Here is a 25822-nt window from a genome sequence, read left to right as displayed (position 1 = left end):
CTGGGCGGGTTCAGCGGGGTGGCAGGGCGCGGACGAGGCGCACCCGCAGGGCGAGACCCGGTTCGCGCACGACGACGCGCGCACGGGCGAAATCCGGTCGCGCGCGCGCCGCCTCGCCGGAAAAGCCATAGGGTTCGAGGGGAAGGCCAAGGCCCGTCCGGTCGAGGCGACGATTGCCGTTGAGATCCTGATAGGCCGCCACCGCGTAGGCGCCGGGTTCGATCCCCGTGAGGATCACCCGCTGGCTCCTGCCGTCGGCGGGAACGTCCTGCCCATTGCGACACTCGGTCTCCGACAGGCCGCCCTGGCACAGAGCGACGTAGACCGCACCCGCCCCCGGCTCGATTCCCTCCACCACGACCTCGACGGTGGCTGCCCGCGCGGGATCGAGAGGCATGACGAAGGCCAGCGCCAAAGCGGTCGCGAAGAAACGCCTCACGAAGCTTCGCCCGACGTGGCGAGCGGCTGGGTGGTGGGGATGCCGGCGGCCTCCGCACCCACGCGCCCGGCGGACAGTTCCTCGATGAGGAGACGGGCGGTGATGCGCGCGCCCTCGTAGATCACCGGCAGGCCCGAACCCGGATGCGTGCCGCCGCCCACGAGGTAGAGCCCTGGCCCGAACCGGTTGTGAGGGCGGAAATACAACATCTGCATCAGGTCGTGGGCGAGGTTGAAGGTGGCGCCCTCATACACGAAGAAATCGTCGCGCCATTGCGACGGGTCGACGATGCGCTCGTAGCGGATGCGATCCTCGATATCGTCGAGGCCGAGCAGCTTCAACCGGTCGAGGACGAGGCGGCGGTAGCTCTCACGGGTGGAGGGCCAGTCGATCCCCGACTTCAGGTTCGGCACCGGCACGAGGACGTAGAGGCTGGTATGGCCGGCCGGCGCCATGCCGCCATCGGTGTAGCCCGCGTGCTGGACATAGAGGGAGGGCTGCATCGGCAGGGTGCCCTCGGTGATTTCCCGGATGTTGCGGGCGTATTCCTCCGACAGGAAGATCGTGTGGTGGCCCAGCGCCGCCGGCACTTTCCCCTCGATCCCGAGATACATCATGAAGGTCGAGCAGGAGAGGCGGGCCTTGTCGATCTTGGCGTCGCGCCAGCGTGGGCGATGCGTCTGCGGCACCAAATCCTTGATCACCTTGGCGAAATCGCCGTTGATGACCACCGCGTCGGCCTTCAGGGTCTCTGTCCCGCAGACCACCCCGGTGGCCTTCTTGCCATCGAAGATCACCCGGTCGACCGAAGTGTCGAGGCGGATGTCCACGCCCATGCGGCGGGCGAGCCCGGCCATCGCCTCCGACACCGCGCCGCAGCCGCCGACGGGATGGTAGACCCCGTGTTCGTATTCGAGGAACGACAGGATCGTGAACAGGCTCGGGCAACGGAACGGCGACATCCCGAGATATTTGGTCTGGAATGCGAAGGCGAGGCGGACCCGCGGGTCCTTGAAGTAGCGCTGCAGGTCCTTGTCGACGCTGCGGCCGGGATGGAGGTGGGGCAGGGCGGCGATCATGGCCGGCGAGGCCATGGCGCGCAGGGTGTGGAAGGCCTGTTCCAGCACGGGCTTGAAGAATTTCAGCTTCACCCGGTTGTCGGCGAAGAACTTGCGGACGTTCTTGGCGTCGTCCGGGGCGATGCGGGCGATCTCCGCCTCGAGGCGCTCCATGTCACCGGTGGCACGTATCTCGCCCGAGACCCCGTTCCTGCCCTCCGCATCCTTACCCTCGAACACGAGGTGATATTGCGGATCGAGCCGCTCCAGCTTGACGTGATCCTCGAGACGCTCGCCGCATGTCTCGAAGATGTCGGCGAGGATCTGTGGATAGAGGAAGAAGGTCGGGCCGATATCGAAGCGGTAGCCGCCGGGCGCCTCCACCGTCTTGGTCCGGCCGCCGACGGCAGGGTCCTTCTCGACCACCGTGACGTGGATGCCCGCTCGTGCGAGGAGCAGCGCCGTCGCCAATCCCCCGGGGCCGGCGCCGACGATGATGACGCGGCGTCCGGACAAGGTCCGCATGCCATCCCGAGACTGAAGCAACGCGTTGAACTCCTTCGGCGACAGGCCCCCTACGGCGGATCGTTCCTCCCGTAAGGGGTATCGAGATTCATTCCAAGCTCAAGGTCGCGGCGTCCGGAATCCCCGACGCACCGGCCTAGCTTGCCGCCTAATCTCGACCGGCATCACCAGCGGGACAATGGGTGCGGATTGTCGCGTGCCTGCATCGCCAGATGGTGGAGCGCCAATGCTCCCGCTGTCGCCACGTTCAGCGAGTCGAATCCCGGTGCCATGGGAATGCGCACTGTTCGGGCGCGCGCCATCAGGCCGTGCGACAGCCCCGGCCCCTCGGTGCCGAGGAGCAGAAGCGTGCGTGGCGAGGGCGGCAGGTCCGCGAGCACCGCCTCCCCGCGCGGGCTGAACGCCAGGGGGACGAGGTCGTTGGCCTGCGCGAAGTGCAGCATGGCCTCCGCCTCCAGCCGCGCGAACGGCACGATCAGCGCCGCGCCCGCCGAAACACGGATCGCCTTGCGATAGAGCGGGTCGCAGGTGGCGGAATCGAGAAGGATGCCGGTGGCTCCAAACGCGGCGGCGTTGCGGAACAGGCCGCCGACATTGTCATGGTTGGTCAAGCCGACGAGCCCGACCATCGTGACGGGCGCCGGGGACGGAGGCAGGACGAGAGGTGGGGGCGCTCCGCACGAGGCCACCGCCATCACGCCCCGGTGGATGGGGAAGCCGGCGATGGCGCTCATCACCGCCTTCGAGGCCGTATAGACCGGCACCGAAGCGGACAGGGCGGCGAGCGCATCGGAAAGGGGCGCCAAGCGCTCGTGGCTGAGGAGCAGTGATTCGGCCGGGAAACGCGCGGCACCCGAGAGCAGGACCCGCAGGGTCACCTCCCCCTCCACGATGAACCGGCCCTCGCGGCCGATCAGGTCGCGCTCCCGCATGGCGGCATAGGCCGCGATGCGGGGGTCGGAGGGGTCGTCGATGGGGATGGGTGTCACCGCTGGCCGCATCCTATGCCCTGGCAGACGAAGCGCATGGCCGGAGCTGCCCTCTTCCCACATGCGGAAAGAGGGGTATGCGCGGCGCTACGCGTTCGCGGGGCGGCCGCCCATGCGGATGGCGAGCGGGTCGGCCTCCTCCTTGGTCGGGACCTTCACCAGGGCCTCTCCGTCGAGGACGACTTCACCCGCCACCGAGCAGGTGCATTTGAGCCGGGCGCGGCGGCGCTCGGGGACGAGCTCAGCCACTTCCACCGTCACCTGGACGGTGTCGCCGATGCGGACCGGCGCGCGAAAGTTCAGGGTCTGGCTGATGTAGATGGCGCCGGGGCCGGGCAGGCGGGTGCCGAGCACGGCCGAGATCAGCCCGGCCGTATACAGGCCGTGGGCGATGCGGGTGCCGAAAGGCGTGCGGGCCGCGAAGTGCTCGGACAGGTGGATCGGGTTGCGATCGCCGGTGATCTCGGCGAAGCCCACCACGTCGGAGGAGGCGATGACCTTGTTCAAGGTTTCGGACAATCCGACCTCGAGATCCTCGAAATACAGGACGCGCAGCTCTGGCATCATCGGTCGGTCTCCCCCCGTCTCACGTCGTACTCACGGGACTTGGCCCCGCATCCGACGTGTCGCGTCGCACAAGCGCTGCTGCAAATCCAGCGCAAGCACGCCGAAAATCGCGGCTCGACAGGCCTGTCGTCGTCGGTCCAAGAGGCAAAGACTTTTTCGAGAGCCGATCCTGAGAGCCGATGACCGACGCATCCACCCCGGCAGGTCACGCCACCCTGCGCCCGGTCGTCCTGCGGGTGGCGGGACTGAACCTCGCCTATTTCAGCATCGAGATCGCCGTGGCTTTGGCGATCGGCTCCCTTGCGCTCATCGCCGACAGCCTGGATTTCCTGGAGGATGCGGCGCTCAACCTGCTGATCTTCGCCGGGATCGGCTGGAGCCTGCGAAACCGGGCGCGGCTCGGCATGGCGCTGGCCGGCATCCTGCTGCTGCCAGCACTCGCCACCGCCTATGCCGCCTGGGAGAAAGTCTCCGACATGGCGCCCCCCGCGCCGCTGCCGCTCACCCTTGCCGGCCTCGGCGCCCTCGGCGTGAACCTCGTCTGCGCCATGATGCTGGCGCGTCACCGCGAGGGCGGGGGAAGCCTGACCCGGGCAGCCTATCTCTCGGCCCGCAACGATGCCTTTGCCAATCTCGCCATCATCGGCGCAGGCCTCGTCACGGCGCTCACCCTCTCGCCCTGGCCCGATCTCGTGGCGGCGGCCGGCATCGCCGTGCTCAACGCGGATTCGGCCGTGGACATCCTCAAGGCCGCCCGTGCCGAATGGCGCGCGGCGCATCCCGTCGCGTGAGAGCGTGCCCCGCCGCCCGGCCGCGCTAATGCCCGGCATCGCCAAGACGATGAGGTTCTGAAAGATGCGCCTGTTCCCGATCTCCGACCTGCATCTCGAGCGCCGGCGTCCGGAGACGATCGCGCGGCCGGCAGAAGCGTTCGACGTGCTGGTCTGTCCCGGCGATCTTTACGAGGGCCGGCCCGAGCTCGGCCTCGCCGCCCTGCGACAGATCGCGCGGGGCCGTCCCATCGTGCTCGTGCCGGGCAACCACGAACATTATGCGCCGACGGGTGACCCGCGCACCGCGCCCGAATTGATCGCCGCCCTGGAGGCCGAGGTGGCGCGGATCAACACGTCGGGGGAGGGCGGTCCGGTCCACCTCCTCAACCACGGTGCCAGCGTCGTCCTCGATGGAATCCGCTTCGTCGGCACTACGCTCTGGAGTGACTGGTCGCTGGCCGGTCGCTGGCTCGACGAGACCGTCGCCGACCACCCGGCCGACCCCGTCGCCTTCGCCGCCGCGCGGATGACCGACCCGGTGACCGGTTCGCGAGAGTTTCGCGGGTCGATCCGCAAGGGTGACGGCACGGTCTGGTCGCCCGCCGATGCCATGGCGGCGCATCTGGCCCAGAAGGCCGAGCTGACCGGCGCCCTCGCCGTGCCGCATCCCGGCCCTACCGTGGTCGTCACCCACCATCCGGCCAGTCCACTGGCGGCCGACGCGTTCCGGACCACGCCCGGCGTGCCCTGGTGGGTGCCGGCCTTCTACGCCACCACCGCTCTCGACGATCTCCCCGAGGCGAGCCGGCCCGATCTCTGGGTCTCCGGCCATTTCCACTCCGGCCACGACCTGCGCGTCGGCCGCACCCGCTGGATCGCCAACCCGGTGGAGGGGGCGACTTACTCGGCCGAGAGGTTCGTCGATCTGGGGTGAGGGGCAGGCCTCGACTCTCCGATCATCTTCGAGAGAGCGGGCTCACGCGAAACCGAAGCCCTCCGTCCGACGTAGAGGGCCGAGGGGCACGGCCCCGCCTCGCACCGGAGCCTGTCATGAACACCTTCATCGCCGTCGTGCTCGTCTGCGCCAACGCGATCCCGATCGAGGCCTGTTCGGACGACAAGGCGAGCGAGGTGCGCAAGGTCCGCGTTTCCAACGAACTCGGCTGCACCAACGGCTGGCAGGAAATCATCTCCCGCACCGATCTCAACGAGGAGATCGGTAAGACCGCCTATCTCAAGACCGAGTGCCGGAGAGTGAAGGAGGCGCGGTGAGCCCTACTTGTCGTACTTGATATAAGCGAAGCGCGCGTCGCTGGGCGTGCCCTCCAGGCCTTGGCCTTCCGTTCCGGGCTGCCAGCCCACGACCTCCTCGATCTTCTTCGCCAGGGCAAAATCCTTGTCGGTGATGCCCTTGGCGGCATGGTTCATCAGCCGCACTTCGACCCAGGCATAGGAAGCGGTGAGATCCGGATGGTGCCAGGCGGCCTCGGCGAGGTGCCCCACCGTGTTGATGACCATCAGCGTGCTCTTCCAGCTCGCTGTCTTGTAGGTCCGCCGGATCCAGCCATCCTCGTAGGTCCAGGCGGGCAGCTCGGCGCTCAAACGCTCCGCGATGGTGGCGTCGTCGATAACGTCTTCGCGTGATCCGGCCATGGCCTGCATTCCTGTTGGGTGAGGTGGATAAAATCCAGCGACTGGATGTCGTGATGGTACCAAAGGCGTTCCGGGTCCGGACCCTGCCCCGAGCAGCGTAGTCCGGCAAGTTTTCCGGAGCTCGGGTTTTTCGGATTTCTCGCCCCCGGTCGTCCGAGCTCGTCACCTGCGGCCACTCGACCGTGGCGCGCGTCGGTGGACGACGGAGATGTGAGACCCTATTAAATATAAGAACCGCCGGGCAGTCTCAGTGATGAGGCCGTCGAACGGCAAAATCCGGGCTTTCAAAATCCGGTTCCAGGGAGACGATGCTCATGCTGTCACGGCGCGGATTGCTCGCGACGGCGGCGCTCTGGCCCATGGCCGGCGCGGTGGCGGCCGCATCGGCGAGCGTGCGCGTCGGCAGCCTGCCCTTCGGCACCGTGTCCTGGGAGGCCGCCATCATCAAGGCGCGCGGCCTCGACACGGCCAACGGCTTCACCCTCGACGTGGTCAAGCTCGCCGGTAACGACGCCGCCCGCATCGCCTTTCTCGGCGGTCAGGTCGACACCATCGTGGGGGACCTGCTCTGGGCCGCCCGCCTCGGCAACGAGGGCAGGGCGATGCGCTTCATCCCCTATTCCACCACCGAGGGATCGCTGATGGTGCCGCCCGGCAGTTCCATCGCAGGTCTCAAGGATCTCGTCGGGAAACGCCTCGGAATCGCCGGAGGGCCCCTCGACAAGAACTGGCTGCTGCTCAAAGCTCAGGCCAAGGATGCCGCCGGGATCGACCTCGAATCTCAAGCGCAGATCGCCTATGGCGCGCCGCCCCTCCTGGCCCTGAAGCTGGAACAGGGAGAACTCGACGCAGCCCTGCTCTACTGGACCTATTGCGCACGGCTCGAGCCCAAGGGGTTCCGTCGCATTATCGGCTCCGACGACATCATGCGCGCCTTCGGCGCCACCGGCTCCATCGCCCTCATCGGCTACCTGTTCGAAGGGAGCACGGTCTCGGGCAAGGGCGAGGCGATCGCCGGCTTCGCCCGCGCCTCGCGCACCGCCAAGGAGATGCTCGCCAACGACCCGTCCGCCTGGGAGGTGGTACGGCCGCTGATGTCGGCCGATGACGAGCCGACCTTCGAGGCCCTGAAGCGGGACTTCCTCGCCGGCATTCCGCGCCGACCCATCGCCACCGAGCGCGGCGACGGTGAGCGCCTGTTCGGCGTTCTGTCCAAGCTCGGCGGCGAGCGCCTCGTCGGGGCGGGGACGACCCTGCCCCCCGGCCTGTATTTCGACGGGGCCGGAAACGGTTGAGCCGCTGCGGCCTCTCCGATCGGCACGGCGGACATTGATCCGGCCCGGCTCCAACGCCATGGGGGTGGCGACCCGGCTCGTCTCCGTCCTGCTGCTGCTGGCGGCTTGGCAGGCGGCGGCGAGCCTGGCGGGATCGCGGCTCCTGCCCGCACCGCTCGCGATCCTCGATTTCATCGTCAGTGAATCGGCCAGCGGCGACCTCTGGCGCAATGTCGGCATCACCCTCACGCGGGTGGGCGTCTCCTTCATGATCGCCATGGGGCTCGGCGTGCTCCTCGGGATCGCCCTCGGACGCCTCAAGGGCTTGAACCTCGCCCTCGACACACCGCTCCTCATTCTGCTCAACACCCCCGCCCTCGTCATCACCGTGCTGGCCTATATCTGGGTCGGCCTCAACGAAGGGGCCGCGGTACTGGCCGTGGTGCTCAACAAGCTGCCCAACGTGGCGGTGATCGTGCGGGAGGGCGCGCGGGGCCTCGATCCGGGGCTCGAGGAAATGGCGCGGACCTACCGGTTCGATCGCCGCACCTGGATCGCCCACGTCCTGGTGCCGCAACTGCAGCCGTTCGTCGTGGCCGCGGCCCGGTCCGGCCTGTCGCTGGCCTGGAAGATCGTGTTGGTGATCGAGCTGCTCGGGCGGCCGAACGGCGTCGGTTTCGCCATCAACTTCTACTTCGTTCAGAGCCTGAACGTGGCCGCTATCATCGGCTACAGCGTCGTCTTCATGAGTGTCATGATCGCCATCGACATCCTCATCCTCCAGCGCCTCGAAGCGTATGTCCGGCGCTGGCGCTGAGATGGCGGACGCTCTCTCCGTCTCCATCCTCCGCAAAGTCTACGGCGCCGATGGGCCGGAGCCGGTGGAGGCGGTGCGCGACCTCTCCTTCACCATCCGCCGCTCGGAGATCGCCTGCCTCATCGGCCCTTCCGGGGCGGGCAAGACCACCACCCTGCGCATCCTGCTCGGCCTCGACGACGCATACGAGGGCGCTGTGACCCCCGATCCGCGCGAGGCGGGGATCGCCATGGTCTTCCAGGAGCCTCGCCTCCTCCCCTGGCGCAGCGTCGAGCAGAACGTCCGCCTCGGCCTGCCCCGCCCGGAGCGGGGGCGTGATCTCGATGGCCTGTTCGAATCCCTCGGGCTGACGCCGTGGCGCGGCCGCTATCCGGGAAAGCTTTCCCTGGGCATGGCGCGTCGCGTGGCCCTCGCCCGCGCCCTGGCCCTACGTCCCCGCATCCTGGTGCTCGACGAGCCCTTCGTGTCCCTGGATGACAGGGCCGCCGCGTCCCTTCGGGAGATCGTGGTGGAGACGGTGGGGCGCGAGGGGATGAGCGTGCTCATGGTCACCCATAACGTCGCGGAGGCGATCGAGATCGCCGACCGGCTCCTGCTCGTTTCCGCGCGCCCAGCGAGCCTGCTCGCCGACGTGACCCTCGACCGGCCGCGCAACAGACGCGACCGGGCATGGTCGGAGGCCATGCGCGAGGATTTGGCGAATCGCTTTCCGGGCGTCATCGCCGCTTGAGCGGCGTTTACCGTCCTGCATGAGGCGCAAGATATCGCCGACGCAACATTATGCACATGCGCACAAGACGTAAGGCGCATGCGCGGCGCGCTACGTACTCATGCGGCGAGACAACGCAGCGCCCGATCCAATGGCGCCCAATCGATGTTTCCGCGCATGCAGGGGGCACTCGATCTATTTTGCGAGCAGGCAAAATAATGCTTATTTCGAATGGTGAAACTTGCCCTCCCGTGGGACGAAGCGGTCGTTTCCACCAATGGTCTCTGCTGCAAGAGAGAGAATCTGGCATGCCAGGCCGAGCTCATGCATGGAGTGCATAAGAAGCGCCTGCGTCTTACAAATGCTTTTGTCTTTGAACTTGGCGATTTTGCAACGCAGCATTTCCTTGTGCAGGTGCATGAAATGCCTGCCGGGGAAGACATTCGTTCACCAGGACTTGATGCAGACCATGCTCAAGCTTGCTCAATCGAGTTGACGCCGCCGAGATTTTTCTTAGAGTTCATTCAAGCTTCGGTTCGGAGGGGCGCCGCAAAGGGGTAGCGGCGACCGGGAGAGCAGGCGGTGGTTGAGGCGAAAGTTTCGCGGAAACAACCGCTTAGGAGACTCTATCGAAGTGAACTATCCCTGTCGCAAATAACAGGTCGCGCAAACGGAAGCAGGTCGAACTGCTCTCCAGTTGTGTCAAAGACTTGTCGGAGGAATGCATGAGAGCGGTCCATCTTCTCGCACTCGGCGCTGGTCTGGTGGCTTCGGCCCCCGCCTTCGCCAACGACGACGTCCTGAAGCGCTCGGCCGATCCGGCCCAGCAGGTTCTGCAGACGGTCGATTACGCCAATACGCGCTATTCGAAGCTCGACCAGATCAACGCCAGCAACGTGAAGCAGCTGCAGGTGGCCTGGACGTTCTCGACCGGTGTCCTGCGCGGCCACGAAGGCTCGCCGCTCGTCATCGGCAACATGATGTACGTGCACACCCCCTTCCCGAACATCGTCTACGCCCTGGACCTCGACAAGGACGGCGTGATCGTCTGGAAGTACGAGCCCAAGCAGGACCCGAGCGTCATCCCGGTGATGTGCTGTGACACGGTCAACCGTGGTCTCGCCTATGCCGACGGCGCGATCATCCTGCACCAGGCCGACACCACCGTCGTCTCGCTCGACGCCAAGTCCGGCAAGGTGAACTGGTCCGTCGTCAACGGCGACCCCAAGAAGGGTGAGACCAACACCGCGACGGTTCTGCCGGTCAAGGACAAGATCATCGTCGGCATCTCCGGCGGCGAGTTCGGCGTGAACTGCCACGTCACCGCCTACGACTCGAAGTCGGGCAAGAAGGTGTGGCGCGGCTACTCGCAGGGCCCCGATGCCGACATGATCATGGACCCGGAGAAGACGACGTCTCTCGGCAAGCCGGTCGGCAAGGATTCCTCGCTGAAGACCTGGGAAGGCGATCAGTGGAAGACGGGCGGCGGCTGCACCTGGGGCTGGTTCTCCTACGATCCCAAGCTCGACCTGATGTATTACGGCTCGGGCAACCCCTCGACCTGGAACCCCAAGCAGCGTCCGGGCGACAACAAGTGGTCGATGACCATCTGGGCGCGTAACCCCGACACGGGTGCGGCCAAGTGGGTCTACCAGATGACCCCGCACGACGAGTGGGACTACGACGGCATCAACGAGATGATCCTCACGGATCAGAAGATCGACGGTAAGGATCGTCCGCTCCTCACCCACTTCGATCGTAACGGCTTCGGCTACACCCTCGATCGCGCCACCGGCGAGCTCCTGGTCGCCGAGAAGTTCGATCCGGTGGTGAACTGGGCTTCCAAGGTCGACATGGACAAGGGCTCCAAGACCTACGGTCGTCCCCTGGTCCAGGCCAAGTACTCCACCGAGCAGAACGGCGAAGATACCAACTCCAAGGGTATCTGCCCCGCGGCTCTCGGCACCAAGGACCAGCAGCCTGCTGCGTTCTCGCCGAAGACCAACCTGTTCTACGTGCCCACCAACCACGTCTGCATGGACTACGAGCCGTTCCGGGTCTCCTACACCCCGGGTCAGCCCTATGTCGGCGCGACGCTGGCCATGTACCCGGCCCCCAACAGCCACGGCGGCATGGGTAACTTCATTGCCTGGGACGGCGTCGCTGGTAAGATCAAGTGGTCGAACCAGGAGCAGTTCTCGGTGTGGTCGGGCGCCCTCGCCACCGCTGGCGACATCGTGTTCTACGGTACCCTCGAGGGTTACCTGAAGGCCGTTGACTCCAAGACCGGCAAGGAACTCTACAAGTTCAAGACCCCGTCGGGCATCATCGGTAACGTGATGACCTACCAGCACAAGGGCAAGCAGTTCGTCGGCATCCTGTCGGGTGTCGGTGGCTGGGCCGGCATCGGCCTCGCGGCCGGCCTGACCGACCCGAACGCCGGTCTCGGCGCGGTGGGTGGTTACGCTGCCCTCTCGAACTACACCAACCTCGGTGGTCAGCTGACCGTCTTCTCGCTGCCGAACTAATCGGTCGCACGAAGTCTGAGACAATAGGGTGCCGGCGCGGGTTTCCGCGCCGGCACCTTTATGATTAGATCGTTATTAAGAACACTTCGAACGTCGGTCGAACGGGCCGACGGTTGCTCCTGGGAGAAACGTCGTTGCAGTATCAAAGCAAAGCCGCCATCCGTCCGCTCGTGGCCGCCCTCGTTTTCGCATTCGCTTCCGCCGGCGCCGTTCAGGCCCAGGATGCCAAGCCCGCCGCTGATCCTGCCGTTGCGAACCAGCTCGATCCGAATGCTCCTGAAAAGGACGCCAAGCTGATCGACAAGTATCAGGCGGTGAAGGTCGAAGACGGCAAGTATTCCGATGGGGATGGCGCCCCGACCTACCACATCACCAACGACGGCAAGAAGTTCGACTGGTACGCCTATTCCGGATACCGCCGCTACCATGCCGAGTGCCACGTCTGCCACGGCCCCGACGCCATGGGTTCGACCTACGCGCCCGCCCTCAAGGACTCGCTGAAGCGCCTGTCTTATGAGGAGTTCGTCGGCATCATCGCCGGTGGCAAGCAGGACATCAGCTCGAGCGGCACCAACGTGATGCCCGCCTTCGGCGATAACAAGAACGTGATGTGCTACGCCGACGACCTCTACGTCTACCTGAAGGCCCGCGCCTCCGGTGCCATGCCGCGCGTGCGTCCGACCGATAAGGAAGACAAGCCGGAAGCGGCCAAGAAGGCCGAGAAGGAGTGCCTGGGCGGCTAATGGCACGCTTTGGCTCCTTCACCACGACGGTTTGCGCGCTCCTGCTGATCTCGGCAGGGGCGCGTCCCGCATTGGCGCAGTCGCTTCCCGACCTCGTCACCACGGATGTCCTGCGCGTCTGCGGCGACCCGGGCAACATGCCGTTCTCCGAACGCAAGGAGAACGGATTCGAGAATAAGATCGCGGCGATCCTCGCCGACGAGCTCAAGGTCAAGCTCCGCTATTACTGGCTGACGCAGGGGCCCGGATTCGTTCGCAATACGCTCGGGACCGGGTTGTGCGACCTGATCATCGGCTCGGCTGCCGGCGGTGAGCTGGTTCAGCACACCAATCCCTACTACCGCTCCAGTTATGCCCTGGTCGTCCGCAGCGGCGAGCTCGACGACGTGACCCGGCTCGACGATCCGAAGCTCAAGGGCAAGTCCATCGGTGTCATCGGGGGGACGCCACCCGTGAACCGGATGGGTGAGCTCGGCTTGATCGCGTCGATGAAGGCCTACGCTCCCTACCAGCTCGATCCCTCGCGCAAGTACCAGACGGTCTCCGCCGAGGTCATCGGTGATCTCGCCGAGAAGACAATCGACGCCGCGATCCTGTGGGGGCCGGCCGCGGGTTGGCTCGCCAAGCAGAGCGGTGTCGCCATGAAGGTCGTGCCGCTGCTGCAGGAGCCTGATCGTCCTGCTCTCACCTTCCGCATCGCCATGGGCGTGCGGATGGAGGAGAACGATTGGAAGCGCAGCCTCAACACGATCCTGCGCAAGCGCCGGGCCGATATCGAGAAAGTTCTGCGCGACTACGACGTCCCGTTGCTTGAGGACGAAGGCAACAAGCTGCTCGAGCCGGCCGCGCCCTGACAGGTCGTCAGGACTCGCGGGGTTTGGTATGAGCCCCCCAGGTTCGAGCGGAGAGAGTGGCAATGCGACGATGGCGGATCGGCCTTGCGGTCGGAGCTCTCTTCGCCTTGGGTGCGGTGGGGATCGTCGCGGTCGATCGCGCCCAGATCGGCCGCGTCGCACCTGAGCTCGTCGCCGAGCCTGAACGGGCCGACCACGTCCTCGTCGAGAAGTCGGCCCGCCGCCTGACTCTTCTGCGCGAGGGCCGCGTTCTGGCGACCTATCCCGTCTCTCTCGGATTCTCGCCCATCGGTCACAAGCAGCGGGAGGGCGACGGGCGTACGCCTGAGGGGCTGTATTCCATCGCCTACCGCAACCCGCTCAGCGTCGCCCATCTTTCCCTGAAAGTGTCCTATCCGAACGAGGCCGATACGCTGGCCGCCCATGACGGCGGCTACGAGCCGGGCGGCGACATCATGATCCACGGGATCATGAACGGCTTCTCCTGGCTCGGCCGGCTCCATCGGCTGAAGGACTGGACCAGCGGCTGCGTCGGTGTGGCCAATGACGAGATGGCAGCCATCTACGCGCGGGTGGATGTGGGAACGCCCGTCGAACTGCGTCCCTGAGCGGGCGGATCTCAGTCCCGCACGATACCGGTGGTGTCGAGCTTCGACAGGGCCTGGCTCACGGTCTCCGGCCCGATGACCAGATCCGGCGCGATCTCGGCGAGCGGAACGAGGACAAAGGCGCGCTCCCGCACGAAACGATGCGGTAGGACGAGACGCTCGTCGGAGATCGCCGCCCCCTCATACGAGAGCACATCGATATCGATGACGCGTGGCCCCCAGCGCCGCTCGCGCACGCGACCCATGGCGGTCTCGATGGCGAGACCTGTCTCCAGCAGATCGTGCGGAGTCAGGTCGGTCTCGACGGCGATGGCCGCGTTGAGGAACCAGTCCTGATCGGTATCGCCCCAGGGGGGCGTGCGGTAATCGCTTGACCGTGCCGTGAGACGGATGCCCGGGCTGGCTTCGAGCCGCCGGATGGCTTCGGCGATGGTCGCGGCCTTGTCGCCGATATTGCTGCCGAGACCGAGATAGGCGGCACTCATCGCGGGAGTACGGCCCGGCTGCGCAGGATCGAGATGGCGACGCCGTCGATCACTGCCGGTACCGGCGCGCTCGGCTTGTCGACGCGCACGACGATGCTGTCCACGCCCTCGAACCGCTCGAGGATCTCGGCGGCGATGGCCTCGGCCAGAGCTTCGATGAGGGCGAAGCGCCGGGTGGTGGCGATGCGCACGACGATCTCGGTAAGGTCGGCATAGCTCACGGTCTTCGCCACATCGTCCGACAGACCGGCCGGCCGCAGGTCGATCCGGCAGTCGAGGGAGATGTAGAAGCGCTGGCCGATCCGCGCTTCCTCTTCGAGGAGGCCGTGATAGGCGAAGACGGCGATGCGTTCGACCAGGATGCGGTCGGTCATGAGGCTGTCCGCATCACGGCGTCGACCACGCGAAGGGCGTCGACATGGGGCGCCACGTCGTGGACGCGGACGATGTCGGCCCCCAGCGTGGCGGCGAGGACATGGCTCGAGAGCGAGCCGAACAGGCGATCCACCGGCTTCGTCTCGGCATCGTGCAGGCGCCCGAGCATCGACTTGCGCGAGACGCCGACGAGGACGGGAAAGCCCAGCGCCTTGATCTCGGGCAGGCGCCGCAGGGCTTCGAGATGCTGGGCCCAGCTCTTGCCGAAACCGATCCCCGGATCGAGTACGATGTCCCTATCCGAGATGCCGGCGCGGCGGGCGATGTCGAGGGATCGCTCGAAGAAGCGCAGCATGTCGGCGATGATGTCGATCGCGGGATCGATGGTCTCGCGATTGTGCATCACCATGACGGGCGCGCCATGGGCAGCCGCCACGCGGGCGATGTCGGGCTCGCGCTGCAGGCCCCAGACATCGTTGACGATGCGCGCGCCGGCCTCCAGCGCCGCATCGGCGGTGGAGGCCTTGTAGGTGTCCACCGAGATGGGGACCGCAAGGCGCGGGGCGAGATCGCGGATGACGGGCAGGATGCGGGCCTGCTCCTCCTCGGCCGACACGGGCGTATGGCCCGGCCGCGTTGATTCTCCGCCGATATCGATGAGGGCCGCCCCTTCCGCCACGAGCGCGCCGGCCTGGGAGCGTGCCGCCTCGACATCCTCGAAACGTCCGCCATCGGAGAAGGAGTCCGGGGTGACGTTGAGGATACCCATGACGAGCACGCGCTCTCCGAGACCGGGCAGAAGGGTTTTCAGGATCGGAGGAGAAGACGTCACGGGAGCTCTTCGACGAGGGATCGATCTCTATGCTGTAGACCAGGATGGTCCCATTCTTCCACCTCATCCTGAGGTGCCGAAGCAAAGCGAAGGCCTCGAAGGAGGCCTCCAGGTCGTGTCGCGAGGACTGGAGGGCGCCTTCGAGGCCACTTCGCGGAGCCCCGGGATGAGGTGGGTGGATAGGAGCACCGAATCTGGGGTGGATCCCGCCGGTTACACTCCGCCGCGATAGCAGCGGATCTCGGCTTCGGCCTGGGCACGGCGAAGATCCGCGACCTTGTCGTCGAATACCTTGGTCGATTTGAATTCGTTCGAGCGGGCGCCGATGCCTTGGCGCATGGACAGGACCGTGCTCGCCTGGACGTATTTGTCATAAGTCAGGATCGACGCGAGGGCGTCGATGGAGCAGGAGCAGCGAGAGAGCGCTTCCCGCGATTGTCCGTTGGCCGCCATGCAGCCGAACACGTAATCGGCCCGTGCCTCGGTGGGGTAATCGTTCTCGCTCTCCACGGCCTGGGCCGGTGCGGAGGCGACGCCGAGCGCGAGAGCGATAAGACCGCCTTTAGCCAGCATTCGGATCATAAGTCAGGTTCTCCTGGAGAAGCTCGCCGCCATCCTTGGACTTCGACTGCGCTTCGATGGAGAGCAGCTCGCCGGGCACGGCAGACGACGTCACGAAGGTGTATTTCAGGTTCTCGAGGCCGCGCATGCGGTCCTTCATCTTGTCGTCGATGAAGGGCTGCACCTCAACGCGCCAGGCATCAACTGTCTGTCCCTTCACGGTGGCCGTCGTCGCGGTCACCGTCGCGCTGTCTCGCAGGGCCTTGCGGATCCCGTTCTTGATGTAGCGTGGGTTGGCCGAGAGCACCTTGGCGAGGTCGATGAGGTGATGTTCCAGAAAAAGGGTCATCACCGGGTTGCCGGGCATGTCGTTGAACGGGCCGGCGGGGAAGCGGTTCGCGCCCGAAAACATCTGTACGCGGATCGTCCGGTTTTCCGGCGCCGCACCGGGCTCGATGGTGAGCTTGATCTGGTCGTCCATGGTCGGGCCGAACGGACCCTTGGAGATGCCGCTGCGCCGGAGATAGGCGTAGGTGAGGGTCGAGCCCGGCGGCACGTTCTTCATCTGCGGCTCTTCGAAGAGCAGGTCCGAGGCGTTGGGCGGGGTGGCGGTGTTGGCCTTGGTGACAGCGGGCGCATCGGCCGGGGGCGTACCCTGCGCCAGGGCGGGCAGGCCGGCAAACGAAAGAGCGAACGCGACGAGAACGGGCTTCACAGGGGAGCATCCTCTTTCAGGGGCGGCGGCGCAACACGGTCCACGTTGCTGCCGATCGTCCGGTAGACATAATCGGGCGGTGTCTCGGCCGCCTCTTCCTTGGCGAGTTCCCGCACCTTCGAATGGAGGGGGGAGAGCGAGCAGGCTGGGTCGGTGGCGGCGGCATCGCCGGCCAGAGCCAGCGCCTGACAGCGGCAGCCGCCCCAATCCTTCTCACGCCGGTCGCAGGAGCGGCACGGCTCCTTCATCCAATCCGTCCCGCGATAGGCGGTGAAGGCCGGGGAATTCGCCCAGATATCGGCGAGCGAATGGTCGGACACGTACCAGAATTCGAGATGCTTGATGGTCTCGGCGGCGTGGCAGGGGAGCACCTTACCGGCTGGCGTCACGTTCATCAGCTTGCGGCCCCAGCCGCCGGCGCAGGCCTTGGGGTATTTCGCGTAATAATCGGGCACGACCAGATCGATGACGAGCTGGCCCTTCAGCCGCTCGCGCGCCGCCTCGACGATACGGATCGACTGATCGACCTGGGCCTTGTCCGGCATCAGAGCGGCGCGGTTCACATAAGCCCAGCCGTAATACTGGGTATGGGCGACCTCCAGGCGCTTGGCGCCGAGCTTGACGGCGAGGTCGATGAAGCCCTCGACCTCGTGGATGTTGCCCCGATGGATCACGGAATTCAGTGTCAGCGGAAGGCCGAGCTGGGTCACGCGTTCGGCAAAGGCGAATTTCTGCGGCTGAGCGTTCTTCAGGCCGCCGATTTTCTCCGCGTTGGCCGCGTCGACGCCTTGCACCGACAACTGCACATGGTCGAGGCCCGCGTCGTAGAGGGCGTCGAGCTTGGCCAGGGCACCGCCGACGCCCGACGTGATGAGATTGGAATACAGGCCCAGCTTGGCGCAGGTCTGGGTGATCTCGACGATGTCGCTGCGGGCCGTGGGCTCGCCGCCGGAGAGGTGGACATGCAGCACGCCGAGAGCCGCCGCCTCCGTCAGCACGCGCTGCCATGTCGCCGTGTCGAGCTCGCCCGAGCGCCGGTCGAGTTCGAGCGGGTTCGAGCAATAGGGACAGCGCAGGGGACAGCGATGGGTCAGCTCCGCGAGGAGCCCGACCGGAGCCGGCAGGGAAGGGGTATTCGGCGTGATGGCGTTCATCGCTCCAGAACCCGTTTCGTGGCGAGGTCGTTGAGCATGGCCAGGACGTCGACCTCGATCACGTCCGGGTCGGCGGTGAAGGTCTCGGCGAGCTTCACCGCAATGTCTCGCACGCTGCGCTGCCCATCCACGAGGGATAGGACCGCCACGGCATTGGCGTCGAGATCGAAGGTGCGCTCGGGGGCCAGCAAGACGTGCTGGCCGCGCACTTCGTCGTGGCGCAGGCGGACGCCGCGAGGCAGACGAGGCACGTCGCCCGACCGGATCGTGCCGGTGCCGGCCGCCTGCGCCACCTCGGGCACGAGGCCGGTGCCGGGCGTCCAGGCATCCGGCGGGGTCATGCCCGGAGCCACATAGGAGAAGTAGAGCGCGTCGAGCTGCGTCCAGAGCACGTTGCACTTGAAGGTCAGCGCGGCCATGGCCTGACGCTGCAGCTCGGGCGTTGTGGCGTGCTGCTTGACGTAGTCGATGGCGAATTCCGCATCGCGGGGGGCCTGGGTCAGGCGTTTGTCGAAATAGGCCAGCGTGTCCTTGGTGATGAAATCGTAGTTCTTCAGCATCCCGGCCACGCGCTCGGAGATGATCGTCGGCGAGAACATCTCGGTGAGCGACGAGGCGATGGCCTCCAGCAGCGAGCGCTCCTTCACGAAATGCACGTAGGCATCCACCGAGAAGCGCGTCGCCGACAGGATTCCTTGCGTCGATTCCACGTAGTCGCGACGGAAGCCGACGCCCTCGGCGAGCTTGAGCCAGCGCTCGATGCCGCCATCGCCGGGTGCGTCGCCATCATGATCGACGATGCGCTGGCGCCAGACGCGGCGCAGGCTCGCATCCTCCATGCGGGCGAGCACGGCGGCGTCCTTCACCGGGATCATGGCCTGGTAATAGTAGCGGTTGAGGGCCCAGGCCCGGACCTGGTCCTTGTTCAGCTTGCCGTCGTGAAGCAGGCGGTGGAACGGATGCAGGTTGTGATAGCGCCTCGCGCCGATGTCCCGAAGCGCCGCTTCGAGTTCTTCGGGGCTGAGCAGGCGCTGGGACTCGTCGGTCTTGGGCGTGGGGAAAGGCGCGGTCATGGCGTAGCTCGGCGTTTCGACGAAGGGCGGCGAGGAGAACTTTTCTTATAGATGGCGCCGATTTCCGTGAAGGCCACGGACATGGGCCGCACAATCCCATTGGACACAATATAAGGTGGCGGCATTAAAATGCCAGCCGGGCGCTGATCTAGAGCGCCAGGGTCAGCCCGTCATGGGCGACAGTCCAGCCTTCCGCCTCTACCGATCGGCGTTCGTCCGATTCTTCCACCAGCACAGGATTGGTGTTGTTGATGTGAACGAAGACCCGGCGACCGATTTCCACATCGGCGAGCGCGGCGATCGATCCACCTTGTCCCGTCATCGGCACGTGGCCCATGCGCCATCCGGTCTTCACGCCGACCCCGGCGCGGATCATGTCGTCGTCGAGCAGCACGGTTCCGTCGAACAGAAGCGCGTCGACACCCGATATGCGTCGCTTCAGCCCGTCCGTGACGCGGGCGCAGCCGGGAATATAGGCGAGGCGACGCCCACCGGACTCGATCATCGCACCCACGGTGGTCTCGGTCTCTGCGCCGATCTCCATGGTCTCGTCCTCGAGCCAGAGCGGCACCTTTCCCGGCACCGAGAACAGTGTGACGGTCAGGCCGGGAACCGGCTCGAAGGCATGGTCGAGGGCGATCTTCTCGCGCGACACCACGTCGGCGGCCATCACGTCGAAGACCCGGTTGGCGTTGACCGAATCGAGGATGCCGGAGGTGGCGTAGAGCGTGTAGGGCTGGCCTTCGCGCAGGGTGAGCAACCCCGCCACGTGGTCGACATCGCCATTCGTCAGAAGCACGGCATGGATCGGCGAATGGCGCAGGCCTTCGCGCGGATGCATGGCCGGATTGTCGAAGAGTTGCTGCCGGATGTCCGGCGAGGCGTTCACCAGGAGCCAGCGCTCGCCATCGGGCGACACGGCGATGCTCGACTGGGTTCGAGGGCGCACCTTCGAGGAATCCTCGCGGGCGAGCGAGCAGATGGGGCAGCGGCAATTCCACTGGGGAAGGCCGCCGCCCGCGGCCGAGCCGAGGATCACGACATGCATGGCTGAACCGGCGCTGCCTCGATCCTCAAGCACGACATGATGTCTTAGTTGAAGGTGTCGATCTCAGCCGACTCGTAGCTGGTGACTTCCATGCCGACACAGATCTCGGAAACGACGGGGGCAGCCCAGGTCATGGTGTTTCTCCTAGATGGTTTCTTGAACGTCAGCAGCGTCCAGATCTCGCTTAAGAAGATCCTAAGACACTGACGGCGCAGTCATTTCTGTCGCGGGAGCTATATCGACAATTCCGCCGGACTCTTCAAGCGATAAATTGCCGGATCGTCCCGGAACAGGCCGAGAAAGCGCATCGTGCTCAGTGGCGGAAATCCTGGCCCCGCAGGTCGAGCATGAAGCCCCGGCCCCGCACGGTAACGATGACCGGCCCGCCGAACCGCACGAAATCGGACAGCTTGGTACGTAGGTAACCCACGTAGACATCGACGACATTCAGCGACAGGCCGCCCTGGCCCGCCCATAATTTGTCGAAGATGTCGCCGCGCGACACCGGCTGGTTGGCCTTGTCCATGAGGAGAGCGAGGAGCTCCGCCTCGCGCGGCGTGAGGCGCGCCGTCGCATCCCCGAGGGAGACCTGACGGATGTTGAGATCGAGGACGAGCTTGCCTGCGGTGACGATGGTGCGCGGCTGGTCCGATTCCTTGCGGCGCAGGAGATGCGTCTGCAGCCGGGCGAGGAGTTCGTCGAAGACGAAGGGCTTGACGATGTAGTCGTCGGCCCCGAGCGCCAATCCTTCCGCCCGGTCACGGACCTCGTCGCGCGCCGAGAGGAACAGGATCGGGCCGGGATAGCCGCCTTCGCGCAGGGAGCGGCAGACATCGTGGCCGGACCCGTCTGGCAGGGTGATGTCGAGGACGACGGCGCCGGGCGCCTCGTCACGGGCGGAGGTGAGTGCGTCGTCCACGCAACCGGCTACGCCCACGGAGAACCCTTCGGCCTCCAGGCCCCGCGCCAGCATGGCCCTGATGTCGCTGTCGTCCTCGACGATGAGCACTCGCGTCATGCGGCGCTGTCCTTCCGCTTCGTTTCCTGTCCGTCCCCGGGATCGAGGTCGAGGATGGGCAGGACGAGCGTCACGCGCGCGCCCTTCCCATCCTCGCCCGCACCGAGGCTGATCGCCCCATCATGGCGCTCCGTCACCCAGCGCGCCAGTGCCAAGCCGATGCCAAAGCCCGATTCCCCGGAATGGCCTTCCCGCCGAAAGCGCTCGAACAGGTCCGCACCCGCCGCCGGGAAGCCCGCGCCGTCATCCGTCACCGTGATCGTGGCGGAACGCGCCTCGTCGACGGTGAGTCCCACGACCACGCGCGTCAGGCCCGTCGCGTGCCGCAAGGCGTTGTCGATGAGGCTCTCCACCACCTGCCGCAGCCATTCCCTGTCCGCCAGGAGCGTGACGTCGCGGCGGCCCGGTTCGAGGGTCAGGGCCACCCGCCGGCGCGCCGCCTCAGAGGCCGCGCTGTCCACCGCATCGGTGAGGATGGCCACGGCGCTGGTGGCGCGCCGGTCGAGCTCGATCTGGCCGGATTCGGAGCGCGCGACCCGCAGGAGATCCTCGACGCGGCGCTGCAAGCGGAGTGCCCGCTTACGGATGGTGGCGAAGACCGGCGCGTAATCGACCCCCGGCCTGCCGGCCGAGCGGGCGGCGATGTCGCATTCGCCGAGGATGACCGTGAGCGGCGTGCGCAGCTCATGGCTCACATCGGCGAAGAAGCGCCGGCGCGACCGGTCCACCGCCTCCAGGCGCTCGTTGGCCGCCCGCAGGTCGGTGGTCCTCGCCTCCACCGTATCCTCGAGGGCAGCGCGGTCGGCGGCGAGCCGCCCCTCGCGCCGGGCGAGGCGTGCGGCCATGCGGTTGAAGTTCGCCACCAGCAGGCCGAGCTCGTCCCGCGTCGCCACCGACAGCCGCGTATCGAGCTCGCCGCGCCCGACGGCGCCCGCCGCCCGCCGCACCGCTTCGATCCGTGCCAGGGTCGGCCGGGTCACCGCCCGGTACAGGACGAAGACGAGGGCCAGCGCCAGGACGACGGCGGCAAGCGACGCGATCCGCAGGGTCGAGGACAGGTGGCGCGCCTCGTCCGAACCCGCGATCATCGAGCGGCGCTCGACTTCGATGAGAAACGAGAGCGGCTGGCCGGTCATGGCGCCGAATCCGTTCAGCGCGCCGCGAATGGTGTTGCGCCGCTGCTCTTCTTCCGACTGGCGCAGGACCTGGGAGACCTGCCGGTCGAGGATGGCCCGGGCAGAACGGAGCTGAGCGAGGGGACGCGTGCGCGCCGCATATTGCATCCGGTCGAGGGGATCGTCGCTGACGGCGATGCTCCTGCCGAGAGCCTCGTCGACGGCCACCAATGCCCGGTCGACATTGGCCCGGGCGATGGCGAGCCCTTCCGGCTGTGCATCGGGATTGCTCACCGCCTCCAGGGCCGCGAGCCCGTACTGGGTCATTCGCCCGGACAGTTCCACCAGCAATTCGAGCCGGCCCTGTGCCGCGAGCGTCCGATCAATGGTGCGTTCGGCCGCGCCGATGGAGCCCAGCACCCCCAATGCCGCCAGGACGACCAGAAGTGCTGCGCCCCCGAGCAGCAGCGCGAACCTCACCTTCAAAGAGCGCATCGCTTATGGCCGCCCGTGTCTCGCCGTTCCCCGGAGGGTGAGCGATAGCGCAATCCGCCAGGGCGTCCAGACCCATCACAGATGGGACCGGGTCACAGGTCTTTCGGCAGGCTCTCCCGCGCCGCGCAGCGCCACCGCGTCACGTGCCATTCGGGGTGGCTCTCCTGCCAGGTGGCGAGCGCGCTCTGAGCGGTGCGCAGGCAGATGAACGGATTCGTCGCCTCGTAGGACAGGGAGATCCTGTCCTCCTTGCACTGGGAGGGCTGCGCCGCGAGGCAGATGGAGAGCAGGATCAGCATGGGGCGAAAGCCTCGAGCCGCGAATGACAATCCGGCAATGGTCCGCCAGACCGGCGGGCGGACGCAAGGGCGGATGAGGGCGTTCGCACGCGTAGGGTTGTCGCGGACGACAGGGCCGTCGGGAGCATCCCCCCTCTCGCCGAGTGCAGGGAGAGGGGGGATGCGCATCGTCGTTGCGTCGGTCTCGCCTCCAGGGAGGAGAGGCGAGCCGATGGATCAGGCCTTCTTGCGCGTGGCCGGCTTCTTCGCCGTAGTGGTTTTGGCAGCACTCGTCTTTGCTGCCGTCGCCGTGCTTTTCGCGGCCGTCCCGGCCGGTTCCTTGGCCGCCGTCGCCTTGGTCGCCGCCTTCTTGGCGGGAGCCTTCGCCGTCCCCGCCTTGGTCGTGGTCTTGGCAGCCGTCTTGGTCGCGGTCTTGCGGGCCGGAGCCTTCTTCTTGCTGCCGCCCGCCGCTTCGCGGGCGGCGATCAGTTCAAGCGCCTGGGGCAGGGCGATGTCCTCGGCGGCCATGGTCTTGGGCAGGGTCGCGTTGGTGGTGCCGTCGGTAACGTAGGGGCCGTACTTGCCCGATTTCACCACGATGGCCTTGCCCGTCTCGGGATGCGCCCCGAGGGAGCGGCCGGGATCGGAGGCTGGACCCCGACGACCGCCACCCTGCTCTTTGGCAACGATGAGATCGATGGCGCGGTTGGCGCCGATCTCCAGCACGTCGTCGTCGCGGCCGAGATTGGCGTACATTTTTCCGTGCTGGACGTAAGGTCCGAACCGCCCGAGATTGGCCAGGATCGGCTCACCGGTCTCGGGGTGCTTGGCGACTTCGCGGGGGAGGGAGAGCAGGCGCAGGGCCTTCTCCAGATCCACCGCGGAGGGGCTGAGCCCCTTGGGCAGAGAGGAGCGCTTCGGCTTCTCCGCGCCCTTCTCCGTCGACGCCTCGCCGAGCTGTACGAAGGGGCCGAAGCGGCCATCGCGCAAAGTTACCGGCAGGCCACTGACGGGATCGTTGCCGAGCACGCGGGTGCCCGGCTGACCGCCGTTCTCGGACGAGCCATCGCCCTCGCCCTCGACGCCGGAGGCGGCGAGCTGGCGGGTGTACTTGCACTCCGGGTAGTTCGAACAGCCGACGAAGGCGCCGAACTTGCCGAGCTTCAGCGACAGCTGTCCCGAGCCGCAGGTCGGGCAGGTGCGCGGGTTCGAGCCGTCCGCCTTTTCGGGGAAGATATGCGCGCCGAGCAGATCGTTCAGCGCGTCCAGCACCTCGGTGACGCGGAGCTCCTTGGTTCCGGAGATCGCTGCCGAGAAATCCCGCCAGAAGTCTCGTAGCACTTCACGCCAGTCGATCTCGGCATTCGAGACCCGGTCGAGCTGGGTCTCGAGGTCGGCGGTGAAATCGTACTCGACATAGCGCTTGAAGAAGCTCTCGAGGAAGCCGGTGACGAGGCGGCCCTTGTCCTCGGCGACCAGGCGCTTCTTCTCGATCTTCACGTATTCGCGGTCGCGCAGGGTCTGCAGCACGGCGGCGTAGGTCGAGGGCCGGCCGATGCCGAGTTCCTCCATGCGCTTGACGAGGCTGGCCTCGGAATAGCGCGGCGGCGGCTCGGTGAAGTGCTGAGTCGAGACGATGCGCTCGCGCTTCAGCGCGTCGCCCGCCTTCATCGGCGGCAGGCGCTTGCCGTCCTCGTCCTCCTCGTCGTCCTTGCCCTCCTGGTAGAGGGTCAGGAAGCCATCGAACTTCACCACTTGACCGGTGGCCCGCAGCTCGATCCTGCGCGGGCCGACGGAGGCGACGATGTCCACCGTGGTGCGTTCGAGCTCGGCCGATTCCATCTGGCTGGCCACCGTGCGGGTCCAGATCAACTCGTAGAGCTTGGCCTGTTCGGCATCCACGTAGCGGGCTACCGACTTCGGTAGCCGGCTCATGTCCGTGGGACGCACGGCCTCGTGGGCCTCCTGGGCGTTCTTCGCCTTGGCGCTGTAGCGGCGCGGCGCGGTGGGGAGGTAGCGCTCGCCGTATTCCTTGCCGATGACGCGACGGGCATCGGCGATGGCCTCCGGCGCCATGTCGACGCCGTCGGTCCGCATGTAGGTGATGAGACCCACCGTCTCGCCGCCGATCTCGACACCCTCGTACAGCTTCTGCGCGGCGCGCATGGTCTGGGCGGGAGCGAGGCCGAGCTTGCGCGAGGCCTCCTGCTGGAGTGTCGAGGTGGTGAAGGGCGGGGCGGGGTGGCGCTTGGCGGGCTTCGCCTCCACGCTGCCGACCTCGAACGTGGCGAGTTCGAGGTCGCGCTTGAACGCGGCGGCGTCCTCGCCGTTGCCGACGTCGAGACGCTGGATGCGCTTGCCGTCGGCACCGACGAGACGCGCCTCGAACACCGCACCCTCCTGGGTCACCAGGGTCGCGACCAGAGACCAGTATTCGCGGGGCTTGAACGTCTCGATTTCACGCTCGCGCTCGCAGACGAGGCGCAGGGCCACGGACTGGACGCGGCCGGCTGAGCGGGCACCCGGCAGCTTGCGCCAGAGGACCGGCGAGAGGTTGAAGCCGACGAGATAATCCAGCGCCCGGCGCGCCAGATAGGCGTCGACCAGGGCCTGGTCGATCTGGCGCGGGTTGCGCATGGCGGTGTCCACCGCCGCCTTGGTGATGGCGTTGAAGGTCACGCGCTCGATCGGCATGCCCTTGATCGCCTTGCGGGCGTTCAGAGCCTCGACGACGTGCCACGAGATGGCCTCGCCCTCGCGATCCGGATCGGTGGCGAGGATCAGGCCGTCGGCACCTTTCAGTGCCCTGACGATCTCCGAAACGCGCTTCGAGCCGCGGTCGTCGAGCTCCCAGAGCATGCGGAAATCCGCCTCCGGGTCGACGGAGCCGTCTTTCGCCGGAAGGTCGCGGATATGGCCGAACGAGGCGAGCACCTCGTAGTCGCGGCCGAGATATTTGTTGATCGTCTTGGCCTTGGCCGGCGACTCGACGACGACGACTTTCATGTGCGGATCAGCCTCTCGTCAGCGCCCGAGCTGCCGCCGGGGCTCGCAGCCGGCGGGGTTCACACCCGTCGGGACTCACAAATTGTGTGCAAGACGTAAAACATGGCCTGGCACCATGGCCGGCCCGGCG

29 protein-coding genes are annotated in these 25822 nt (G+C 66.6%); 11 read left to right on the top strand and 18 right to left on the bottom strand.

What is annotated here, in order from left to right:
• Positions 1-10 precede the first annotated feature (10 nt).
• The 4 genes from ACYQOP_RS18740 to croR all read right to left on the bottom strand — a co-directional run bounded on the left by ACYQOP_RS18740 (position 11) and on the right by croR (position 3578).
• Positions 11-397: a DUF2141 domain-containing protein gene (locus ACYQOP_RS18740; protein ID WP_461225380.1), complete on the bottom strand. Its 387-nt coding sequence runs from the start codon at positions 395-397 to the stop codon at positions 11-13.
• 38 nt (positions 398-435) lie between these two features.
• Positions 436-2043 carry a phytoene desaturase family protein gene (crtI, locus tag ACYQOP_RS18735; protein WP_461223425.1) on the bottom strand — a complete coding sequence of 536 codons (1608 nt, stop codon included), beginning with the start codon at positions 2041-2043 and terminating at the stop codon, positions 436-438.
• 143 nt (positions 2044-2186) lie between these two features.
• Positions 2187-3023, bottom strand: coding sequence for a TrmH family RNA methyltransferase (locus ACYQOP_RS18730; protein ID WP_461223424.1), 837 nt, complete (start codon positions 3021-3023; stop codon positions 2187-2189).
• A 75-nt stretch (positions 3024-3098) separates the two neighbouring features.
• Positions 3099-3578, bottom strand: a complete 480-nt coding sequence (croR, locus tag ACYQOP_RS18725) for a 3-hydroxybutyryl-CoA dehydratase (protein WP_056425543.1) — start codon at positions 3576-3578, stop codon at positions 3099-3101.
• 179 nt (positions 3579-3757) lie between these two features.
• Between croR and ACYQOP_RS18720 the strand changes: the two genes are divergently transcribed.
• The 3 genes from ACYQOP_RS18720 to ACYQOP_RS18710 all read left to right on the top strand — a co-directional run bounded on the left by ACYQOP_RS18720 (position 3758) and on the right by ACYQOP_RS18710 (position 5623).
• Positions 3758-4369: a cation transporter gene (locus ACYQOP_RS18720; protein WP_461223423.1), complete on the top strand. Its 612-nt coding sequence runs from the start codon at positions 3758-3760 to the stop codon at positions 4367-4369.
• Between the two features lie 64 nt (positions 4370-4433).
• Complete coding sequence (locus ACYQOP_RS18715; RefSeq protein ID WP_461223422.1) at positions 4434-5285, top strand: metallophosphoesterase; 852 nt, start codon at positions 4434-4436, stop codon at positions 5283-5285.
• Positions 5286-5401: 116 nt separating this feature from the next.
• Positions 5402-5623, top strand: coding sequence for a hypothetical protein (locus ACYQOP_RS18710; RefSeq protein ID WP_056425532.1), 222 nt, complete (start codon positions 5402-5404; stop codon positions 5621-5623).
• A gap of 3 nt (positions 5624-5626) precedes the next feature.
• Here ACYQOP_RS18710 and ACYQOP_RS18705 read toward each other — a convergent pair whose 3' ends face one another.
• Complete coding sequence (locus tag ACYQOP_RS18705; protein WP_461223421.1) at positions 5627-6004, bottom strand: 4a-hydroxytetrahydrobiopterin dehydratase; 378 nt, start codon at positions 6002-6004, stop codon at positions 5627-5629.
• A 314-nt stretch (positions 6005-6318) separates the two neighbouring features.
• Here ACYQOP_RS18705 and ACYQOP_RS18700 point away from each other — a divergent pair, with 314 nt between their 5' ends.
• From ACYQOP_RS18700 to ACYQOP_RS18665, 8 genes are all read left to right on the top strand, one after another.
• The gene (locus tag ACYQOP_RS18700; RefSeq protein ID WP_311274602.1) at positions 6319-7299 is read left to right on the top strand and encodes an ABC transporter substrate-binding protein; all 981 of its coding nucleotides are present in this window, start codon (positions 6319-6321) and stop codon (positions 7297-7299) included.
• Positions 7300-7357: 58 nt separating this feature from the next.
• Positions 7358-8095 carry an ABC transporter permease gene (locus ACYQOP_RS18695; RefSeq protein ID WP_419952672.1) on the top strand — a complete coding sequence of 246 codons (738 nt, stop codon included), beginning with the start codon at positions 7358-7360 and terminating at the stop codon, positions 8093-8095.
• Positions 8076-8825, top strand: a complete 750-nt coding sequence (locus ACYQOP_RS18690; RefSeq protein ID WP_461223420.1) for an ABC transporter ATP-binding protein — start codon at positions 8076-8078, stop codon at positions 8823-8825. The genes ACYQOP_RS18695 and ACYQOP_RS18690 overlap by 20 nt, the downstream gene beginning before the upstream one ends.
• 210 nt (positions 8826-9035) lie before the next feature.
• Complete coding sequence (locus ACYQOP_RS18685) at positions 9036-9365, top strand: hypothetical protein (protein WP_311274603.1); 330 nt, start codon at positions 9036-9038, stop codon at positions 9363-9365.
• 164 nt (positions 9366-9529) lie between these two features.
• Positions 9530-11332, top strand: a complete 1803-nt coding sequence (xoxF1, locus tag ACYQOP_RS18680; RefSeq protein WP_419952660.1) for a lanthanide-dependent methanol dehydrogenase XoxF1 — start codon at positions 9530-9532, stop codon at positions 11330-11332.
• 134 nt (positions 11333-11466) lie between these two features.
• Positions 11467-12075, top strand: a complete 609-nt coding sequence (locus ACYQOP_RS18675; RefSeq protein WP_056424425.1) for a c-type cytochrome, methanol metabolism-related — start codon at positions 11467-11469, stop codon at positions 12073-12075.
• Entirely contained in the window at positions 12075-12929 is an 855-nt protein-coding gene (gene xoxJ / locus ACYQOP_RS18670) for a rare earth element methanol dehydrogenase accessory protein XoxJ (RefSeq protein WP_207413130.1), read from the top strand. The genes ACYQOP_RS18675 and xoxJ overlap by 1 nt, the downstream gene beginning before the upstream one ends.
• A 62-nt stretch (positions 12930-12991) precedes the next feature.
• On the top strand, positions 12992-13537 hold the full coding sequence (locus ACYQOP_RS18665) for a L,D-transpeptidase family protein (RefSeq protein ID WP_461223419.1): 546 nt from the start codon (positions 12992-12994) through the stop codon (positions 13535-13537).
• An 11-nt stretch (positions 13538-13548) separates the two neighbouring features.
• Here the strand turns inward: ACYQOP_RS18665 and folK are convergent, their stop codons facing one another.
• The 13 genes from folK to topA form a co-directional block, all read right to left on the bottom strand.
• On the bottom strand, positions 13549-14022 hold the full coding sequence (gene folK / locus ACYQOP_RS18660; RefSeq protein ID WP_461223418.1) for a 2-amino-4-hydroxy-6-hydroxymethyldihydropteridine diphosphokinase: 474 nt from the start codon (positions 14020-14022) through the stop codon (positions 13549-13551).
• Positions 14019-14396: a dihydroneopterin aldolase gene (folB, locus tag ACYQOP_RS18655; protein WP_461223417.1), complete on the bottom strand. Its 378-nt coding sequence runs from the start codon at positions 14394-14396 to the stop codon at positions 14019-14021. Before folB ends, folK begins: the two co-directional genes overlap by 4 nt.
• Positions 14393-15229 carry a dihydropteroate synthase gene (gene folP / locus ACYQOP_RS18650; RefSeq protein WP_461223416.1) on the bottom strand — a complete coding sequence of 279 codons (837 nt, stop codon included), beginning with the start codon at positions 15227-15229 and terminating at the stop codon, positions 14393-14395. Before folP ends, folB begins: the two co-directional genes overlap by 4 nt.
• A 213-nt stretch (positions 15230-15442) precedes the next feature.
• Complete coding sequence (locus ACYQOP_RS18645; RefSeq protein ID WP_207413125.1) at positions 15443-15811, bottom strand: hypothetical protein; 369 nt, start codon at positions 15809-15811, stop codon at positions 15443-15445.
• Entirely contained in the window at positions 15792-16505 is a 714-nt protein-coding gene (locus ACYQOP_RS18640) for a hypothetical protein (RefSeq protein WP_461223415.1), read from the bottom strand. Before ACYQOP_RS18640 ends, ACYQOP_RS18645 begins: the two co-directional genes overlap by 20 nt.
• Positions 16502-17659, bottom strand: coding sequence for a pyrroloquinoline quinone biosynthesis protein PqqE (gene pqqE / locus ACYQOP_RS18635; RefSeq protein ID WP_461223414.1), 1158 nt, complete (start codon positions 17657-17659; stop codon positions 16502-16504). The genes ACYQOP_RS18640 and pqqE overlap by 4 nt, the downstream gene beginning before the upstream one ends.
• The gene (pqqC, locus tag ACYQOP_RS18630) at positions 17656-18732 is read right to left on the bottom strand and encodes a pyrroloquinoline-quinone synthase PqqC (RefSeq protein ID WP_056424405.1); all 1077 of its coding nucleotides are present in this window, start codon (positions 18730-18732) and stop codon (positions 17656-17658) included. The genes pqqE and pqqC overlap by 4 nt, the downstream gene beginning before the upstream one ends.
• 148 nt (positions 18733-18880) lie before the next feature.
• On the bottom strand, positions 18881-19780 hold the full coding sequence (pqqB, locus tag ACYQOP_RS18625) for a pyrroloquinoline quinone biosynthesis protein PqqB (protein ID WP_056424402.1): 900 nt from the start codon (positions 19778-19780) through the stop codon (positions 18881-18883).
• Between the two features lie 44 nt (positions 19781-19824).
• Positions 19825-19914, bottom strand: coding sequence for a pyrroloquinoline quinone precursor peptide PqqA (pqqA, locus tag ACYQOP_RS18620; protein WP_018043604.1), 90 nt, complete (start codon positions 19912-19914; stop codon positions 19825-19827).
• A 179-nt stretch (positions 19915-20093) separates the two neighbouring features.
• The gene (locus tag ACYQOP_RS18615) at positions 20094-20798 is read right to left on the bottom strand and encodes a response regulator transcription factor (RefSeq protein WP_056424399.1); all 705 of its coding nucleotides are present in this window, start codon (positions 20796-20798) and stop codon (positions 20094-20096) included.
• A complete protein-coding gene (locus tag ACYQOP_RS18610; protein ID WP_461223413.1) occupies positions 20795-22408 on the bottom strand; it encodes a sensor histidine kinase in 1614 nt (537 codons plus the stop codon). The genes ACYQOP_RS18615 and ACYQOP_RS18610 overlap by 4 nt, the downstream gene beginning before the upstream one ends.
• Positions 22409-22500: 92 nt before the next feature.
• Entirely contained in the window at positions 22501-22875 is a 375-nt protein-coding gene (locus ACYQOP_RS18605; RefSeq protein WP_461223412.1) for a hypothetical protein, read from the bottom strand.
• A gap of 48 nt (positions 22876-22923) precedes the next feature.
• Positions 22924-25692 carry a type I DNA topoisomerase gene (topA, locus tag ACYQOP_RS18600; RefSeq protein WP_461223411.1) on the bottom strand — a complete coding sequence of 923 codons (2769 nt, stop codon included), beginning with the start codon at positions 25690-25692 and terminating at the stop codon, positions 22924-22926.
• Between the last annotated feature and the right edge of the window lie 130 nt (positions 25693-25822).

Source organism: Methylobacterium sp. CM6247 (assembly GCF_054817925.1).
Note: the sequence above shows the minus strand (reverse complement) of the source record. Positions and strands in the feature narration are given on the sequence as shown.

Excerpts from the sequence above, each read along its gene's own strand:
- ACYQOP_RS18740 (WP_461225380.1), bottom strand. The coding sequence starts at position 397 with ATGCCTCTCGATCCCGCGCGGGCAGCCACCGTCGAGGTCGTGGTGGAG.
- ACYQOP_RS18730 (WP_461223424.1), bottom strand. The coding sequence starts at position 3,023 with ATGCGGCCAGCGGTGACACCCATCCCCATCGACGACCCCTCCGACCCC.
- croR (WP_056425543.1), bottom strand. The coding sequence starts at position 3,578 with ATGATGCCAGAGCTGCGCGTCCTGTATTTCGAGGATCTCGAGGTCGGA.
- ACYQOP_RS18720 (WP_461223423.1), top strand. The coding sequence starts at position 3,758 with ATGACCGACGCATCCACCCCGGCAGGTCACGCCACCCTGCGCCCGGTC.
- ACYQOP_RS18715 (WP_461223422.1), top strand. The coding sequence starts at position 4,434 with ATGCGCCTGTTCCCGATCTCCGACCTGCATCTCGAGCGCCGGCGTCCG.
- ACYQOP_RS18710 (WP_056425532.1), top strand. The coding sequence starts at position 5,402 with ATGAACACCTTCATCGCCGTCGTGCTCGTCTGCGCCAACGCGATCCCG.
- ACYQOP_RS18705 (WP_461223421.1), bottom strand. The coding sequence starts at position 6,004 with ATGGCCGGATCACGCGAAGACGTTATCGACGACGCCACCATCGCGGAG.
- ACYQOP_RS18700 (WP_311274602.1), top strand. The coding sequence starts at position 6,319 with ATGCTGTCACGGCGCGGATTGCTCGCGACGGCGGCGCTCTGGCCCATG.
- ACYQOP_RS18695 (WP_419952672.1), top strand. The coding sequence starts at position 7,358 with ATGGGGGTGGCGACCCGGCTCGTCTCCGTCCTGCTGCTGCTGGCGGCT.
- ACYQOP_RS18690 (WP_461223420.1), top strand. The coding sequence starts at position 8,076 with ATGTCCGGCGCTGGCGCTGAGATGGCGGACGCTCTCTCCGTCTCCATC.
- ACYQOP_RS18685 (WP_311274603.1), top strand. The coding sequence starts at position 9,036 with ATGGTGAAACTTGCCCTCCCGTGGGACGAAGCGGTCGTTTCCACCAAT.
- xoxF1 (WP_419952660.1), top strand. The coding sequence starts at position 9,530 with ATGAGAGCGGTCCATCTTCTCGCACTCGGCGCTGGTCTGGTGGCTTCG.
- xoxJ (WP_207413130.1), top strand. The coding sequence starts at position 12,075 with ATGGCACGCTTTGGCTCCTTCACCACGACGGTTTGCGCGCTCCTGCTG.
- ACYQOP_RS18665 (WP_461223419.1), top strand. The coding sequence starts at position 12,992 with ATGCGACGATGGCGGATCGGCCTTGCGGTCGGAGCTCTCTTCGCCTTG.
- folK (WP_461223418.1), bottom strand. The coding sequence starts at position 14,022 with ATGAGTGCCGCCTATCTCGGTCTCGGCAGCAATATCGGCGACAAGGCC.
- folB (WP_461223417.1), bottom strand. The coding sequence starts at position 14,396 with ATGACCGACCGCATCCTGGTCGAACGCATCGCCGTCTTCGCCTATCAC.
- ACYQOP_RS18645 (WP_207413125.1), bottom strand. The coding sequence starts at position 15,811 with ATGATCCGAATGCTGGCTAAAGGCGGTCTTATCGCTCTCGCGCTCGGC.
- pqqE (WP_461223414.1), bottom strand. The coding sequence starts at position 17,659 with ATGAACGCCATCACGCCGAATACCCCTTCCCTGCCGGCTCCGGTCGGG.
- pqqC (WP_056424405.1), bottom strand. The coding sequence starts at position 18,732 with ATGACCGCGCCTTTCCCCACGCCCAAGACCGACGAGTCCCAGCGCCTG.
- pqqB (WP_056424402.1), bottom strand. The coding sequence starts at position 19,780 with ATGCATGTCGTGATCCTCGGCTCGGCCGCGGGCGGCGGCCTTCCCCAG.
- pqqA (WP_018043604.1), bottom strand. The coding sequence starts at position 19,914 with ATGACCTGGGCTGCCCCCGTCGTTTCCGAGATCTGTGTCGGCATGGAA.
- ACYQOP_RS18615 (WP_056424399.1), bottom strand. The coding sequence starts at position 20,798 with ATGACGCGAGTGCTCATCGTCGAGGACGACAGCGACATCAGGGCCATG.
- ACYQOP_RS18610 (WP_461223413.1), bottom strand. The coding sequence starts at position 22,408 with ATGCGCTCTTTGAAGGTGAGGTTCGCGCTGCTGCTCGGGGGCGCAGCA.
- ACYQOP_RS18605 (WP_461223412.1), bottom strand. The coding sequence starts at position 22,875 with ATGCGCATCCCCCCTCTCCCTGCACTCGGCGAGAGGGGGGATGCTCCC.
- topA (WP_461223411.1), bottom strand. The coding sequence starts at position 25,692 with ATGAAAGTCGTCGTCGTCGAGTCGCCGGCCAAGGCCAAGACGATCAAC.